This window comes from Nonomuraea cypriaca (assembly GCF_015645445.1).
GTDB classification, from domain to species: Bacteria; Actinomycetota; Actinomycetes; order Streptosporangiales; family Streptosporangiaceae; genus Nonomuraea; species Nonomuraea cypriaca.
This window is the reverse complement of record NZ_JADOGI010000040.1, coordinates 21,022-37,100: the sequence shown is the minus strand read 5'-3', so window position 1 is coordinate 37,100 and position 16,079 is coordinate 21,022. Positions and strand designations below refer to the sequence as shown.

The window sequence follows — 16,079 nt, the reverse complement described above, 5'->3', positions numbered from 1 at the left end:
ACCACCTCGCTCACCGTGTCGTCGTGAACGTACATGAACGGTCTTATCGGCGGCAGGCTGCCAGCGCGACGAGGATGACCTCCACGAGCCGGTCGTGGCTGTATGGGGCGGCGAGTTCTCCGGAAGCCGTCAGGGTTTGCGGGCGCGCGTGGGTGAGCGCGACCAAGCAGTCCAAGGCCAGGTCGGTGTCGAGATCGGCGGGCAACTCTCCGCGTTCCATCGCGTGGTGCAGCATTGTGGTGCCTGCGGCGCGGCGGGGTTCGCGTAGCGCGGCGGAGAAGGACTGTGCGAGCTGCGGATTGCGGATGGCTTCCGCGCTGAGATCGGCGATGATGCGGGTGGTGCGCAGGTCGTTCCTGAGCGCGGCGGCGTGTGCGACGTAGCCGCTGACGTCTTCGCGCAGGTTCCCGGTGTCGGGGATGGGGACGGCGTTCCCCGCGAGGGTGTCCACGATCTGCTGGACCATGACCTCCTTGGATGGCCAGCGGCGATAGAGGGCGGCCTTGCCGACGCCGGCCCGCCGGGCGACCGCCTCCATCGACATGCGGGCGTATCCGGTGTCGGCGAGCTCGTCGAGAACTGCCGCTGTGATCACTTCGGTGACACGCTCGCGCAGGAGCGCCGCCCCTGCCACTCGACGTCCGTGGGTCTCCATGACACCACCGTAATACGGAACGGATCGGTTGCGTTCCGACGCTCGAGCGCATAGCTTCGATGTCATCATGGAACGGAACCGTTCCGGCGTTTCTGGGCTTGGGAGCGAGCGTTGAGCGGATATGACGCTGAGGTACTGGTGGTCGGTGCCGGCCCGGCCGGTCTGGCGCTGGCCTGCGCGCTGCGCATGCATGGCGTCTCGGTCCAGGTGGTGGACGCGGCATCCGGGCCGGCCGCCACCTCACGGGCGAACATCCTGCACGCGCGGGGCGTGGAGGTGCTCGATCGGCTGGGCGCCCTCGGCGACCTGCCGCAACACTCGCTCACCGCGCTCACCATCACGCAGTACCTGGATGGGCGGCCTGCGATCACGGTCCGGTTCGGCGACCTGGGCCTGGGCACCGCACGGCCGGCGCTGTACGTCTCTCAGGCCGATATCGAGGCCGGACTACGGCGCCGGTTGACCGACCTGGGCGTCGACATCCGCTGGGACACCGCGCTGGTCGATCTCACCCAGGACGCCGACGGCGCCACCGCCGTGCTCGGCCATGACGGGACACCGTTGAGGTGCGCATGGGTGACCGGCTGCGACGGCGCGCACAGCACCGTACGGGAACTCGCCGGGATCGGTTTCACCGGCGTCCGCCTCACCGAGCGGTTCTTGCTGGCCGACGTGCACGCCGACTGGCCCGTCGATCGCGCCGGTGGGCACGGCTGGCCGCATCAGGACGGCCCGTTCTTCGCCGTACCGATGCGTGAGGTGGGGCGCGCGGACGATCTGTGGCGGCTGATGGCCTACGACCCGGCCGGTGATGACAGTGCGTCGGGCGAGCAGGAGATTCTCAACCGCTTCCGCGAACTCGTGCCTGAGCGAACCGGACGCACCGACATTCGCATCAAGGACGCGGTCTGGACGTCGATCTTCCGCGTCCACCGACGGCTGGCCGACACGTACCGCCAGGGCCGGATCTTCCTGGCCGGTGACGCGGCCCACATCCACAGCCCGTTCGGCGGGCAGGGCGTGGTCACCGGGATAGGCGACGCGGAGAATCTCGCGTGGAAGCTCGCCCTGGTCGTTCGCGGGCAGGCCGCCGCCGCGCTGCTCGACACCTACGAGGCCGAACGCCGGCCCCTGGCGACCGAGGTGCTGCGACGGACCACCACCGCGACCCGGCTGCAGGTTGGTGACAGCCCGCTCATGCGGTTCCTGCGCACACGGGTGCTCGTGCCGATCGGCAACTTGGCGTCGGTACAACGACAGGCCGGTCGGCTGGCGTCCCAGCTCTGGGTGAGCTACCGACGCGGCCCGCTGGCCAGAGGCACCACGTCCCTGCTGGGACGGCGGCCACGGCCCGGCGACCGTGTCGCGGACCTGGCATGTCTACGCCCCGACGGCAGCCAGACCCGGCTGCACGCCGAACTCGGCCGGCGGTGGGCACTGCTGACCCCGGCCGGGGGCGCGCACGCGCATCTCGCCGAGGCACGGAACCGGCTCGGGGACACCGTCATGACACTGACCCGCGATCCCGGCCCGCAGCATGACGTATGGCTGATCCGCCCGGACGCGCACCTGGCCTGGCGGGGCCGGACCGCTCCCGCACTCCTTGGGGAGTGGCTGGACAATGCCCTGCAGCAGGGAAAAGCCCGGCCATGACGTTGCCGCGACGCTCAGGAGCGGGACGAGACCGTGCCACGTGAACGGCTCATGTGGCCCAGCGGCAGCCCGAAGTGCGGCCGGCCACGTGCGTGGGCCTGAGCCCTCAGTCGTCCTCCTCTATCCGCACCGTGCCCGCGCTCCCGTCGATCGTGATCAGCTGCCCGGTCCTGATCTCGTGTGTGGCGTTACGTACGCAGATGACGGCTGGGATGCCGTACTCCCTGGCGACCGTCGGGCCGTGCGCCACCGGCGACCCGGTCTCGGTCACCAGCCCTGCCGTCGTCATGAACAACGGGGTCCAGCCGGGGTCCGTGGTGGGGGCCACGAGGATCTCACCCGGTTCGATGTGCGCGCCGGACGGGTCGCGGATCACCCGGGCCCGGCCGGTCGCCCGGCCGGCCGCCCCCGCCATCCCGATCAACACCCCGTCCTCCACGGGTCCCTGGGGCGCGAGCGCCTCCACATCGGTCCCGTCGGACAACAGGGCGCCGGGGACGGCCGGCCGCCGCGACTCCCGCTCGTACGCGGCACGGCGCGCCGCTGCCGGTTCCCGATGGTCGGCTCCATCGTGTACGGCGGCCCGGGCCTCGAACAGATCGAGGAACATGACGTCGTCGGCGCGCTCCAGCAGACCCCGGGAGACCAGATCGTTCCCTATCAGCAGCAGTTGACCGCGCGCCGCCTGCAGCGCCGGCAACCAGGCGAACTTCCCGATCTCCCGCAGCCCGGTGAGCTTGCGCGAGCGGCGCATGAGGAACGTCGCGAGCCGGCCGCGTACCGGCCTCTGGCGCCGCACCCGCCGCGACAGCGTTCCGATCATCTTCTCCGCCTTCTGCGCGGCCTGCTCGAACCGCCGGTCGGGTGCCTGCCCGGAATCGTCGACGCGCAGATAGTTGGCGATCGTGGCGAACAGCGGGCCCGGGTCCTCCGCCCAGCGCGGCATGCCGACGTCGATCTCGGCGGCCGCGCGCATGCCGTACCTGTCGAGGAAGGCCTCCATCCCGATGCCGGGCAGTTGCCCCGCGCGATACTTCGCGGCGAGTTCCTGGGGCGGCGTGGTGAGGAACAGGTCGCGGTGCTCGCGCGCGTTCACCGCGATGCTCCAGAGCGCGAGGTCCATCTCCGTGGTCACGTTGTACGGCATACCGCCGAGGACGACGTCCAGTTCGTCGTCGGTGGCGACGCCCTTGAGCAGTCCGGACGGCGCCACGCCGACGAGGATCCCGGCCATCAGCGGCCACACCAGTCCCATCATGTCGGCGCTCATGACCGCCCTGTGGGAGTCCTCGATCACCCACCGGAGCCGCTCGGCCGGCGTGGCGGGCTCGGCAGGCGGCGTGATCTGGCGCTTGATCTCCTCCACGGCCCGATAGGCCCTGACCCGGGCGGCGTCCGGCCTGGCCAGGCTCCGGACCACGCCGAAGATCGCGGGTGCCGTCAGCCGCAGCGTCATCTTCACGGCACTACCGAGGCGGAACGGCAGGCCGGGCCGCGGAGCGAACCGCGGATCGTCCAGCATGCGCTCGACGGCGCCCTGTACCCGCGGCCCGTACACCTCCAGCGACGTCCCCAGCCGCTTGCGCATGGTCTTGTTGCGCACGAAATCGGTCAGGTCGAAGTAGAGCCGCCCGCCGATGGGAACCAGCCGAGGCAGCGGATCGCGCGGATCGATCGTGGCACCCGCCGCCTTGAACCACAGGCCCGCGCCGGCCTTGAGCAACGACACCCCCATCGGCGTCGTCGGTCGGAGCATCCCTTGGATGTGACCGAACTCGAGGTAGAGCCGCATGTCGCCGGTGTCAGGCGGGGCCGGGAACAGGGTGGTGATCGGCCGGGACTGCAGCAGCCACAGCGCGCCGTCCGCATCGATGGCCCACTCGATGTCCTGTGGCGAGCCGAAGTGCTCCTGCAGCCGCAGCCCGGCGTCCCGCAGTGCTTGGAGCTGCTCCTTGCGCAGGCACCCGTCGCCGTCCGGTACGGCCTGCGCCCGGCCGATGACGTAGTGGTCGGGGACGACGGTGCCCTCGACGATCGCGGTGCCCAGTCCGGGGGCGGCGTCGACGACCATCTCGGTGCGGCAGCCGGTGATGGGGTTGGCGGTGAACAGGACACCGGCTACCGCGGGGTCGATCATGCGCTGGACCACCACGGCCATGGCGGCGTCGTCGATGCCCGCCGTCGCGCGGTAGGCCACCGCGCGTTCGGTGTGCAGGGAGTCCCAGCACCGGCGGACCGCGTCGATGAGCGGGCCGGCGCCTTCGACGTTGAGGTAGGTGTCCTGCTGACCGGCGAAGCTGGCGTCCGGCAGGTCCTCGGCGGTGGCGCTGGAACGTACCGCCACACGCCCGCCGCCGAGGAGCTCGTACGCGTCGGCCAGTTCCTTCTCAGGTAGCCGCCGGGACGTGTAGGACTCGACGGTCAGGCAGAAGCCGTCAGGAACGCGCTCACCCGCGCTGATCATCTCGCCGAGCCCTGCGGCCTTGCCGCCCACCAGGTCGATCATGGAGGAATCGATCTCTGAGAGATGGATTGTATGAGAGGTCATCGGGAAGTCGTCCTCCTTCTCCGCGACGGCGAACGTCACGGGCCGACCAGACTTCCCGGCTCTCCACCAGCACGCACCCAAAGGCGTGTCCTCGGTCAATACACGGACTTTAGCTCGTACCGAGATAATCGCAAGAAGATGAGGTGGTCGGTGTGGAGGACCACCCCTTGTCGGTCTTGCTCATACGGTCACCTTTCGGCTCCGTGACACCCCGGGCTGGGGCCGTCATGGTGGTGGGGAGGTAGCTGTAGCCGGCCTTCTCGGCGGAGGCGGCGAAAGACGACATTGACGTAGGCCAGCATGACGATGAAGCCACCGAAGAACCAGCCGAAGAGGTACGGAGCGCCGTCGTCCAGGCGGGTCAGCTGATACGGCCAGGCCACGAAAAGGATCGTCCAGACGCCTGCCGCGATGGTGTGGAAGGTCAGGAGACGGCTGAGTTCGAAGACGCGCCGTATCCGGCTCAGGCCGCTCCACCAGCACATCCGGGCCTGGCTGGACGGGGACGTAGACCCGGCGGGCGTTCTGCTCGGCGTCCCCGGAAGACCAGCATGGCGAGCAGCCGATGGGCCGTGGACGGGGCCACGCCGAGGGCCTTGGCCGCCGCGGTAACCCCGACTTCGCCACGGGCCCGCAACAGGTGGATCAGGCGTAACGCGTTGTCGACCGACTCAATGGGATACGGGACAGAGTTCGTCACGTGAGCATCATGTGACACAGCGGCGGGAGAAGGCATGACGGTGCCCGCGCCGGTCCGGGTCAGGGAGGAACGAAGTGGGCTGGTGACCGCGCCGGTCACCAGCCCGTTCTCACGGCTGCGGCCTCATGGACGAGGCCGGGGGTCGTCTAGCGGACGCGGACGAAGATGGGGTTGGAGTAGAACCACAGGTCTTCCCACGGGCTCTCCAGGCCGTCGGCCTGCGGCTCCATCTCGTCGGTGCCGGTGCCGCGCACCCGCAGGTAGCTGTCCTGGCCCACGTCGCGCAGGGTGTACCTGATGACGCAGTCCTTGCCCTGCCTGCGCCAGTCGTTCGGGCCGAACCGGGCCACGACCTTGGTGGTGGGGTTGGTGTCGGCGTCGAGGTCCGAGCTCACGCCGGTGACCTGACCGACGATCAAGTCGACCCGCCGCACCTCGGGACGGTCGCCGTTGGCGTTCTTCCCGTCGAGCGGCCTGAACCGGATCTCGACCTCGACGTCCGTGCGGTCGCGGCGCTCGACGACGAGCGTCTCGCTCACCGTGGCCTGGCGGCCCCGGTTGCTCGCGGTGACGTCGAGTGCGGTGACCAGGTCACCGGTGGTGACGAAGATCCGGCCGTTGCGCAGGGCGTCCATGACATCGCCGTAGTCCTGCCGCGCCGCCACGTAGGTCTTGCTGTACTCGCCCGGCCAGAAGTCCGAGCCGCCGCGCGTCCAGTGCACGTGCGAGTCGGAGGTGGCGGTGATCCACCAGTGCCGGCCCTCGCCGAGCAGCGAGTCCCACAGGCCGCCGACCCGCGCGGTCATCTGGTCGAAGCCGCCGTAGGTCGGGTGGTTGCCGTACCCGCCGCGGGCGCCGCCGTTCAGCGGACCGGCCTGGTGGCCAGGGGCGCCCTCGAAACCGACGTAGATGTCGGGCGCGGTGTTGTTGCCGTTGCGGAACTCCTTGGGGGTGTCCTGGCCCCACACGCCCAGGCCGGTCGCCGACCGGGCCGCGTGGTGCGCGATCACCAGCGGCTTCTGCCGCATGTCGCGGGCGGCCTTGAGGAACTCCACCATCTTGGCCTCGGTGTCGCGGCCCGGGTCGGCGGGGAAGGGGTCGTTCTTGGCGAAACGGCTCTCCAACTCGAACAGCTGCTGCGCCTCCCCGTCGTGGTGCGGGATCATCAGGGTGTGGTGGTCGAGCGCGGGCGCGTCGAACTCCATCCCCCAGAACTGCAGGACCTCCGGCACCAGCACGCGCGAGCGCAGCAGGTCGGGATAGGCCAGCTCCAGGTTCACCTTGGAGTGCGTCGGGCCGCCATGGTCGGTGCACATCGCCCAGGTCAGACCGAAGTACTTCGCCATGATCGCGTTGGTGACGATCGGGTAGACCGCGTCCGCGCCCTTGTGGAAGGTCGGCGGGTTGGTCTTGGTGTCGAACTCACCGCTGTACTCCGAATGGATGTGGTGGTCACCGGCACGCCACATGCGCCCGTTGTTGCCGCCGTTGCCAAACCTGCGCTCGTCGTCCGCCTGCGCCGGGGTGCCGCCCACCAGAGGGGCGGCGGCGGCCAGCGTCGCGCCGACACCGGCGTACTTGACCAGCCTGCGCCGTGAAAGCCCGGAGAGCTCGGCCTCCTCGGCCTTCTTGTTCTTCACAGTGATGCCTTTCATGCTGCACGGGATCGGGAGTGCCAACCGACGAGTGTCTAAGTCGGCATTGAACGCAGCATGAACGGCAATAGGGGCGATCAAGAACAAATCTGGCCATACCGCAACACGCATCGGCCAAGCCCGCGATCTTCAGCCGAGCCTTGGCCTGGCGACGAGCGGCGGTGCGCTCACCGTGACGTCGCCGGCCGGGCGTTCTTCACGGTGAGCTCTCCGGGCTCTCCCACGCGTCCCGGACCTCGACGCCCGGCGGGAGGAGCCGGCTGAGCGATGGGGCGAGCGTGACGTCGTGGACGCTGTCGATGCTCTCCTTCCCATCGCACCAAGTCACCTCCAGCGATGTCCGTTTGTAGCCTTCATCGGTGAGGCCGGAGTGCGTCACCGTCACTCGGATCACGTCCGCCACCTCCAACGTACGAACGCCGGCCCTGGTCACCAGACGCACCTGGTGCGAGGTGAACTCCATCGCCGTGACCTCGTAACGGTCGTTTCCCGGGCCCATCACGATGCCGATAACGAACATGGATCCCATGATGATCGGCCCATGGGACCACGGCACCGAGAAGAGGAAATTCAGCGCCGCGGAAAGCATGACGGCACGCAGCCTCCGCCTGCGACCGGACGTCCCCGGCCGCCGGCCCGGCACGGTCGTGGAGCTTCGACCTAGGCCGGGGGAAGCAGGGCGTCGATCAAGGACGAAGCCGTGGCCCGGAGACGGCCGGGGTCCTGGTAGACGCGTTCCATGACGACGATGCCGCGGGTCATGGTGATCAGGACGCGGGCCGCCTCCGCCGGGGGGATGGCCAGGCGTGCCCGCGCCTCGCCGGTGGAAAGGCGCTCCCTCAGGAGCCGCTCCAGATCGTCGATCAGCCTTCGCAGGGCGGCGCGGATCGCCTCTCCCCCGGCCTTGGTGTCGATGGCCGTCTTCGTCGTCAGGCAGCCACGGGTGGGAACTCCCGTGGTCATCGACCTGATCGCGTGGTCGAAGTAGTCGCGGAGGGCGCGAGCGGCGTCAGGGTGGGCCAGCGCCTGGGCCGCTTCGGCGCGCATGTCCGCGGCGTAGCTCTCATAGGCGCGGAGGAACAAGGACTCCTTGTCGCGGTAGGCGTTGTAGAGCGAACCGCGCTGGACGCCTGAGGCCGCGGACGGGGAACCTGAACGCGTCGTGACGCAGGCCGTCGCCGTCCTCGGCGGTCTCGACGTCCTCGTCAACAACGCGGGCAACGTACGCGCGGCGCCACTCGAAGAGATCGACGTCGCCGACATCGAAGCCATGATCCGGCTCAACCTGCTCGCCCCCGCGCTCGCGACCAGGGCCGCACTGCCGCATCTGCGCGCCGCGGGCGCCCAGCACGCGAACGCCGCCCTGGTCGGCATCGCCTCGGCCAGCGGCCTGGTCGGCATGCCCTTCTACGCCGTGTACGGGGCGACCAAGGCCGGCCTGACCCGGTTCGACGAGGCGATGCGCCGGGAGCTGATCGGCAGCGGCGTCCACGTCGCCACCGTCTACCCCGGGCCGGTCGACACGCCCATGATGGCGACGACCCACGCCGGAGCGGACCTGGGCTACGGCCTGCGTCCCGTCGGCGACGTGGTCGCCGAGATCATGGCCGGCCTTGAGGCCCGTCGCATCGACATCAACACCCAGCTGCCGGAACGCCGCGAGATGGAGGAGCTCAACGCGCGCGATCCGCTCGCCCTCGATGCCACGCTCGCGCCGACGCTGGCCGAACGCCGGGCCGCCGTCAGCACCTACCGCAGCATCTGAGCGGAACGGCGCATTCGTTCTGCCGGCGCCGGGTGCGACCTCGGCGACCGCGGGTCCGCCGGATCGGGCGTGCCGAGGGACGGCTCAGGCGTGACGGTCGTGGTCCGCGAGGACCTCGTCGATCACGCGCCGGTTGGCGGCGGCCTGTTCCTGATCGCCGTCGACGCACTGGGACAGGACCAGCAGGGCCTTCCACAGCGCCCAGCCCCGGGCCCGCGCCCACATGCCGGCGTCCTCGCCGATCGTGCGCCGGAACGCCTCCCGGCTTTCGCCAGAGAACATCCCCCACGCGATCACCAGATCGCAGGCAGGATCGCCGGCGCCCGAGGTGCCGAAGTCGATGACGGCCACGAGTTCGCCGTCCGCGACCAGCAGGTTGCCCTCGGCGATGTCACCGTGGAACCACACGGGTGTTCCGTGCCACTCGGCGGCCGCTGCCCGGCGTGCACGCTCTGCGCGCCGACGGCGGCCGGGTGCGGTTCAGCGTCGAGGCCGCCGCGCTGGACGCGGCGCTGCGCCGCCTCACCGAGGCGGGCGTGCGCAGCCTGGTCAGCCGGCCGCCGACGCTGGAGGAGCTGTTCCTGCGCCACTACGACCGCTCGGCCGCGAGCACCGAGAGCGCCGGCAGCACCGCGAGCACCGGCGCCGGAAGCGAGCAGGCGAAGGTGGCACGATGAACGCGTTCACGGGCACCGGAAGGCTGATCCGCCTGGTGCTGCGGCGCGATCGCGGGCTGTTGCCGGTCTGGATGCTCTTCGGCTCCATGGTCCCGCTGGCGTTCGTCGCCGCCTTCACCGGCGCCTACCCCACGGAGGCGGCCCGCCAGGCCTACTACGAGACCAGCGTCCACACCAGGGCCTTCACCGTCGCCTACGGCGCGCTGAACGGGCCGAGCCTGGGCGAGCTGGTCGCGTGGCGGTCGGGAGCGGTCATCTGGACGGTGGCGCTCTTCGCCCTGTTGACGGTCATCCGGCACACGCGCACGGAGGAGGAGGCCGGGCGGCGTGAGCTGATCGGCGCCACCACGGTGTCGCGGCACGCGGAGCTGGCCGCCGCCCTGATCGTCACCTGCACGGCCAGTCTCGTCCTGGGCATGATGTCGGCTCTGGGGCTGATCGGTCAGGGCCTGCCCGTCGCCGGCTCGCTGGCGCACGGCTTCGGGCTGGCGACCGCCGGCTGCGTGTTCGCCGCGATCGGGGCCGTGGCCGCGCAGTTCACGACCGGTGCGGGCGGCGCACGCGCGATCGGGATCTCCGTGCTCGGCCTGGCGATCGTGCTACGCGGAGTCGGCGACGTCGCGGTGCAGTCCGGCGACGGGCCGGCGTGGGTGTCGTGGCTGACCCCGCTCGGCTGGGCCGAGAGGCTGCGGCCGTACGGCGGCGAACGGTGGTGGGTCCTCGCGCTCGTCGCGGTCGCCCTGCTCACTTGGCTGGCGGTGGCGTTGTCGGCGCGGCGGGATCTCGGCAACGGCATGTTCCAGGCCCGCCTAGGCCCGGCCGGCGCCGCACCCGGCCTGCGCAGCCCGCTGGCGCTGGCCTGGCGGCTGCACCGTGGGCCGCTCGCCGCCAGGACGGCGGGCCTGGCCCTGATCGGGATCGCGGTCGGCGGCATGTCCCAGAGCCTCGGCGCGCTGATGGACGACAGCGGTCCCGCGGCGCGGGAGGCGCTCGCCCGGATCGGCGGTCCCGGCACGCTGGTCGACCAGTTCCTCAATCCGATGATGACCGTGCTGGGGGTGGTCTGCGCCGGGTTCGGGCAGATGGCGGCCCTGTCGCCGATCGTCATGACGGTCGGCTCGGCGGCCCTCATCGCGGTCGGGCTGGCCGGTCTGAGGCGGCGTGACATGCCCATCGGCTGACAGCTGTTCTGACAATTCGGAAGGAAACCCCTTTCCCGCCGCGCGGGATTGGTCTATACCCATGGAGTACAGATGATCGGGAGGTCTCCATGCGGCTGCTGGGCCGTCTCACCCTGGTGCTGACCACCGCCGCGGTCTGGCTGCCGGCGTCGGCGGGCGCGGCGGGGGCCGCCGTGGCCCCGCCGGCCGTCATCCGCGCCGACTTCCCCGACCCGGACGTCATCCAGGCCGGCTCCACGTTCTACGCCTATTCCACGAGCAGCCGGGCCGGGCGCATCCAGGTCGCCAGCGCGCCCTCCGCGACCGGTCCGTGGACCGTGCGCGGGGACGCGCTCCCAGGCAAGCCGTCCTGGGCGGGCAACGGCGGCTTCTGGGCGCCCGACGTCTCGCGCCGCGCCGACGGCCGCTACCTGATGTACTTCACCGGCCCGAGCACCGCGACCGGACGGATGTGCATCGGCGCCGCGACCTCGGCCGACCCCCTCGGCCCCTTCCAGCCCGTGGGCACGGGGCCGCTCGTCTGCGACGCGAGCGAGGGCGGCGACATCGACCCGTCGAGCTTCGTCGACACCGACGGCAGGAGATACCTTGTCTACAAGAACGACGGCAACGCCGTCGGCCGGCCCACGATCCTGTGGCTGCAGCAGGTCGCCGCGGACGGCGTCACCTTCATCGGCGGCCGGACCGAGCTCATCCGCAACGACCGGCCTGAGGAGGCCGGGGTGATCGAGGCTCCCGTGCTGATCAAACGGCCGTCCCAGTACGTCCTGTTCTATTCGGGCGGCTCCTACACGGGCAACAGCTACTTCACCGGTTACGCCGTGTCCCGCTCGCTCACCGGGCCGTACACCAAGGCGTACCGGCCGCTGATGACGACGGGCACCTTCGACGGGGCCGTGCAGGGGCCGGGCGGGACCGACGTGCTCGGCAACCGCGCCTACTTCCACGGCTGGGTGGACGGCGCGCGCTGGATGTACACCGCGGAGCTGGGCTGGTCCAACGACTACCCGGTGGTCCGCGGCAGCCGGGTCCGTTACGAGGCCGAGCGTGGCTCGCTCAACCACGCCGTGGTCCGCACCGGCGCGGCGGGCGCGTCCCAGGGCGCCGTCGTCGCCAAGGTCGACTACGCCGACAGCTGGGTCGACGTCACGGTGTTCGCGCCGGTCGCCGGCGCCTACACGGCGTACGTCTCCTACGCCGCCGGCTACGGCGCCGCCCAGCACCGGGTGACGGTGAACGGCTCGGCGCAGTTCGTGCTCGACTACCCTGACCGCGGCTGGGACAACTGGACGCAGGTACCGGCCCAGATCACCCTGGCCGCCGGCCAGAACACCCTGCGCTTCCAGCACCACACCCGCTGGGCCGAACTGGACTACATCGAGATCGCCTGACCACGACCGCCCCGCACGGCCTCACCCGCCGCCCCGGCACGGCGACCCGGACGGGCGCCGGGATCCGGCGCGGGGCCGGCGAGCCAGCGGTCGAACCACGCGCGGGTGCGCCGCAGCACGTCGAGCTGGTGGTCGCGCTCGCGGATCGAGTGGCCTTCTCTCGGATAGACGACGAACTCGTGCTCGACTCCGAACCGCCGCAGGGCGCGGTGGAAGAACACCGCCTGGCCGACCGGGACGTTCGTGTCGTCCTCGCCGTGCAGGATCAGCACCGGGGTGCGAATCGTCGAGGCGTACGAGATGGGGCTGACCCGGTCGTGCGGGTGCGGGCCGGTGCCCTCCCAGCCGCAGCTACCGCCGAGCCCCGCCTCCAGGATCCCTGCTTCGCCGGTCGCGACGAGCATGCCCCAGTCGCTGATGCCGGCACCCATCAATGCGGCCTTGAACCGGCCGGTCTGCCCGACTGCCCAGGCCGCCATGAATCCGCCGTGACTCCATCCGCCGATCCCCAGCCGATCCGGATCCGCGACGCCGTCGGCGATCAGCGTGTCGATCCCGCTGATGATGTCCGTCCATTCGTCCATGCCGACCGCCCCCGCGACGCTCGCCGCGAAGTCGTGTCCGTGTCCCTCGCCGCCCCGTGGATTCGGCAGGAAGACCGCGTATCCGGCGGTCGCCAGCCACTGTCCTGACGGCACCACGCCGAGCATGAACTGATCGGCGTACCTGGCGTACGGGCCGCCGTGCACCAGCGTGATGAGCGGGAACGGGCCGTCGCGGCGGCTCTTCCCGGCCGGCAGGATCAGCAGGCCGTCGAGCTCGAGCCCGTCGGACGCCTGGTATGACAGGCGTTCCTGCCCGCCCCACCTGATCCCGCGCAGCTCAGGTCTGGTGTCGCTGAGCTGGACGAGCCGGCCGGCCGGCGGTCCGGCGTGGACGTTCATCGGCTCGTACGACGTGCTCACCAGCACAGCGACGACCTCGCCCGAGTGACTCGCGCTGAGTGAGTGGGCCATGCCCCGCACGGAGGACATCCGCCGGAAGCGCGCTTCTGGATCGAGCCGGTAGATCGCGGTGTCGAGCCCTTCGGCGAACAGCGCCAGCGGCTGATCGTGCGGAACCTGCGCCAGGCCGGACGGGCAGACGGTCATGCCGATGGTGAGGTTGCGATGCTCCACCGCGGCGCCCGTCGCGGGCACGGTGACGTCGAAGACGGCGCGGCCACCGACCGGGCCGGGCCCGGTCACCGCCAGGTAGGACAGATGCCAGGTGGAGCCGATGATCCACCAGGCCGGCGAGGACGCCTCCAACGCGGTCCGGCCGAGGTGCTGGACCTTTCCGCTCTCCGGGTCGACCACATGCAGCTCGGAGACGAAGTCGACCGGATCGATATCCGGGGTGGCCCAGCTGAGCACCGCGAGCGGGCCGCCGTCCGGGCGCTGCGCCACTTCGACGACATGCCTGTCGCCGAGCCCGTGCACCACGCGGAACGCACCGGTGTCGAGATCGAGCAGCCGTAACCGGCCGCAGCGCTCCTGCTCCCCCCACACCTTGGCATCGCCGCGTTCGTCGACCGGTTCGTCCGTGGCGACGACCGCGACCACTCGCCCGCCGGCCAGCGGAAATGGTCGCGGATCCCGCTCTTCCAGGTGGTCAAGGCTTCGGCCCTGCCGCCGTCCAGCGATATCCGATGCAGCTGTACGGTGCCCCGCTTCACGCGATCCGACTCGAAGAAGAGCGACGCCGAATCCCACGCCCACCGCGGGGCCGTACCCTCGGTCAGCTTTCTTGGTGAGGAGCCGGCGTCGGCGGCGGCGAGCCAGATCGCGCTGCCCCGATCGGCCGCGGCGACCGTGTAGGCGACCCAGCGGCCGTCCGGGGAGATCACCGGTCGCAGCGGCACGGCACCGTCGACGACCAGCTGTGGTGTGACGTCGTTCATCGACCTCTTCCTTCCCAGCGACAGGTGTGCTGCGATCATGCCTCACGCACGTGCGCCTCGGCGAACGGCGACAGCATCTCGGACGTGCTGCTGCTGGCGCTGTTCTCGGTGATCGGCTGCCTGCTGAAGCTGCTGCGGTTCCCGCTGCCGCCGATCGTGCTCGCCTTCGTCCTGGGCGACCGGCTCGAAGCGGCCTTCAGGCAGAGCCTGGTCCTGACGGACGGTAACCCGCTGGTCTTCTTCACCAGGCCCATCTCCGGGTCCGTGCTCGCCATCGCGGTCATCGTCGTGATCGTGCTCAAGGCCCGGCGCGCGCCGGTGGCGGCCAAGACGCCCGCCGAGACTCCATGAACGACAGTTACGACACGCGAGGAGGGCCGATCGGAGTGCGTACCGGTGGCCGGCTGTTCGTCGATTCCCTGGTCAGCAACGGGGTCGACTTCATGACATGCGTACCGGGAGAGAGCTTCCTGCCCATCCTGGACGCCCTGTACGACGTGGCAGGGACCGGGACCGGCGGGCCGAGGCTGGTGACGACCCGGCACGAGGCGGCCGCCGCGAACATGGCCGAGGCCGCGGGCAAGCTCACCGGCCGGGTGGCCGCGTGCCTCGTCACCCGGGGGCCAGGGGCCATGCACGCGAGCATCGCCGTGCACACCGCCTACCAGGACGGCACGCCGATGCTGCTGGTAGTGGGCCAGGTGGCCCGCTCGGCGCGGGGCCGCGAGGCGTTCCAGGAGATGGACTACTCCGCCGTGTTCGGCTCCACCGCCAAGTCGGTGGTCGAGATCACCGACGCCGGCCGGATCCCCGAGCACGTGGCCCGTGCGGTCTACCTCGCCACCTCCGGCCGTCCTGGTCCGGTGGTCCTGGCGATCCCGGAGGACGTACTCTCCGACGTCTCGGCCGCGGAGCCGATCCCCGCGCCGGTCACCGAGCCGGTGCCACCAGCCGCCGCCGCGGCCGATCGCCTGATGGCGGCGCTGGCCGCGGCCGAGCGGCCGTTGCTGATCGTCGCGTTCGGGCCGCGACTCGACGACCCGACGACCGACGGGTTCGCGCTGACCGAGCGGCCCGAGCCCGGCCGGCGGGTGATCACGGTGAGCGACGACCCGGACGAGGCGTGCCGTGCGCTGATACCGGACGGTGTCCTCATCTGCTCCCTCGAACCCCTGGCCCGGCTGCTGGCGGAACGCTCCATCGAGACCGCGTCCGAGACGGAGGCCGGGGGCGGGGCCGGGGCCGCCGGGGCGCCTGCCGCGCGCTCCGCCGGGGCTTCGGGCTCGCGGGAGAAGTGGCTGGGGGCGCTGCGGGCGAGTCACGAGCGGTTCTCCGAGCCGCCGGCGGCCGGCGGCGCGGTTGATCTCGGGCGGATCGTCCGGCATGTCAGGTCCGTGCTCCCCGACGACGCGGTGGTCACCAACGGGGCCGGCAACTACACCGTGTGGCTGCAGCGCTTCTTCGAGTTCCGCCGGCCGGGCACGCAGATCGCGCCGCACAACGGCGCCATGGGCTACGGCTTCCCCGCGGCGCTCGCCGCCGCCGCCGTCCGCCCCGGGACCCCGGTGGTCGCCTTCGCGGGCGACGGCTGCTTCCTCATGAGCGGCAGCGAGCTGGCGACGGCCGTGCAGCAGGAGCTCGACCTCGTCGTGATCGTCGTGAACAACCGCATGCTGGGCACGATCCGGATGCACCAGGAGAACCACTACCCTGGCCGCGTCATCGCCACCGACCTGCGCAACCCCGACTTCGCGGATTACGCCAGGTCGTTCGGCGCGCCGGCCTGGGTGGTGGAGGAGACCGGTCAGTTCGCGGACGCGTTCGCGGCGGCGCGGGCGCATCGCGGTCCCGCCGTCGTCGAGATCCGTACCGACCCCGCGCAGATCACGCCCGACCGCAGGCTGTAGTCCCC

Annotated in this window: 14 protein-coding genes and 1 pseudogene; 7 read left to right on the top strand and 8 right to left on the bottom strand. The window is 70.9% G+C overall.

Annotated elements, in window-relative coordinates; all coding sequences use genetic code 11:
- Positions 1 to 43 precede the first annotated feature (43 nt).
- Entirely contained in the window at positions 44 to 655 is a 612-nt protein-coding gene (locus ITP53_RS15780) for a TetR/AcrR family transcriptional regulator (protein ID WP_195896138.1), read from the bottom strand.
- A 111-nt stretch (positions 656 to 766) separates the two neighbouring features.
- Between ITP53_RS15780 and ITP53_RS15775 the strand changes: the two genes are divergently transcribed.
- Positions 767 to 2,308: an FAD-dependent monooxygenase gene (locus ITP53_RS15775; RefSeq protein ID WP_207756005.1), complete on the top strand. Its 1,542-nt coding sequence runs from the start codon at positions 767 to 769 to the stop codon at positions 2,306 to 2,308.
- 106 nt (positions 2,309 to 2,414) lie between these two features.
- On the opposite strand, the gene ITP53_RS15770 is transcribed toward ITP53_RS15775, so the two are convergent.
- The 5 genes from ITP53_RS15770 to ITP53_RS15750 form a co-directional block, all read right to left on the bottom strand.
- On the bottom strand, positions 2,415 to 4,856 hold the full coding sequence (locus ITP53_RS15770; RefSeq protein WP_195896137.1) for a PEP/pyruvate-binding domain-containing protein: 2,442 nt from the start codon (positions 4,854 to 4,856) through the stop codon (positions 2,415 to 2,417).
- 463 nt (positions 4,857 to 5,319) lie between these two features.
- A complete protein-coding gene (locus ITP53_RS15765; RefSeq protein WP_195896157.1) occupies positions 5,320 to 5,592 on the bottom strand; it encodes a helix-turn-helix domain-containing protein in 273 nt (90 codons plus the stop codon).
- A 110-nt stretch (positions 5,593 to 5,702) separates the two neighbouring features.
- A complete protein-coding gene (locus ITP53_RS15760; RefSeq protein ID WP_195896136.1) occupies positions 5,703 to 7,211 on the bottom strand; it encodes a CehA/McbA family metallohydrolase domain-containing protein in 1,509 nt (502 codons plus the stop codon).
- A 196-nt stretch (positions 7,212 to 7,407) separates the two neighbouring features.
- On the bottom strand, positions 7,408 to 7,731 hold the full coding sequence (locus ITP53_RS15755; protein WP_195896135.1) for a hypothetical protein: 324 nt from the start codon (positions 7,729 to 7,731) through the stop codon (positions 7,408 to 7,410).
- 140 nt (positions 7,732 to 7,871) lie between these two features.
- Entirely contained in the window at positions 7,872 to 8,294 is a 423-nt protein-coding gene (locus ITP53_RS15750; RefSeq protein WP_195896134.1) for a TetR family transcriptional regulator C-terminal domain-containing protein, read from the bottom strand.
- 73 nt (positions 8,295 to 8,367) lie between these two features.
- Between ITP53_RS15750 and ITP53_RS15745 the strand changes: the two are divergent.
- Positions 8,368 to 8,976: pseudogene (locus tag ITP53_RS15745) on the top strand (SDR family NAD(P)-dependent oxidoreductase); the annotation flags it as partial.
- A gap of 84 nt (positions 8,977 to 9,060) precedes the next feature.
- Here ITP53_RS15745 and ITP53_RS15740 read toward each other — a convergent pair.
- Positions 9,061 to 9,384 (bottom strand): phosphotransferase, encoded by a 324-nt coding sequence (locus ITP53_RS15740; RefSeq protein ID WP_328814629.1) that lies wholly within the window; start codon positions 9,382 to 9,384, stop codon positions 9,061 to 9,063.
- Between the two features lie 2 nt (positions 9,385 to 9,386).
- Here ITP53_RS15740 and ITP53_RS56055 point away from each other — a divergent pair, with 2 nt between their 5' ends.
- The 3 genes from ITP53_RS56055 to ITP53_RS15725 all read left to right on the top strand — a co-directional run bounded on the left by ITP53_RS56055 (position 9,387) and on the right by ITP53_RS15725 (position 12,225).
- Complete coding sequence (locus ITP53_RS56055; protein ID WP_207756004.1) at positions 9,387 to 9,653, top strand: hypothetical protein; 267 nt, start codon at positions 9,387 to 9,389, stop codon at positions 9,651 to 9,653.
- A complete protein-coding gene (locus tag ITP53_RS15730; protein ID WP_195896132.1) occupies positions 9,650 to 10,834 on the top strand; it encodes an ABC transporter permease in 1,185 nt (394 codons plus the stop codon). The genes ITP53_RS56055 and ITP53_RS15730 overlap by 4 nt, the downstream gene beginning before the upstream one ends.
- Positions 10,835 to 10,923: 89 nt before the next feature.
- Positions 10,924 to 12,225 (top strand): family 43 glycosylhydrolase, encoded by a 1,302-nt coding sequence (locus ITP53_RS15725; RefSeq protein WP_195896131.1) that lies wholly within the window; start codon positions 10,924 to 10,926, stop codon positions 12,223 to 12,225.
- Here the strand turns inward: ITP53_RS15725 and ITP53_RS60270 are convergent.
- Complete coding sequence (locus ITP53_RS60270; RefSeq protein WP_328814624.1) at positions 12,207 to 13,829, bottom strand: alpha/beta hydrolase family protein; 1,623 nt, start codon at positions 13,827 to 13,829, stop codon at positions 12,207 to 12,209. The genes ITP53_RS15725 and ITP53_RS60270 overlap by 19 nt on opposite strands.
- A 422-nt stretch (positions 13,830 to 14,251) precedes the next feature.
- On the opposite strand from ITP53_RS60270, the gene ITP53_RS15715 reads away from it, so the two are divergent.
- Positions 14,252 to 14,518 carry a hypothetical protein gene (locus ITP53_RS15715; RefSeq protein ID WP_195896130.1) on the top strand — a complete coding sequence of 89 codons (267 nt, stop codon included), beginning with the start codon at positions 14,252 to 14,254 and terminating at the stop codon, positions 14,516 to 14,518.
- Positions 14,515 to 16,074 (top strand): thiamine pyrophosphate-dependent enzyme, encoded by a 1,560-nt coding sequence (locus tag ITP53_RS15710; RefSeq protein ID WP_195896129.1) that lies wholly within the window; start codon positions 14,515 to 14,517, stop codon positions 16,072 to 16,074. Before ITP53_RS15715 ends, ITP53_RS15710 begins: the two co-directional genes overlap by 4 nt.
- The last annotated feature ends 5 nt before the right edge of the window (positions 16,075 to 16,079 follow it).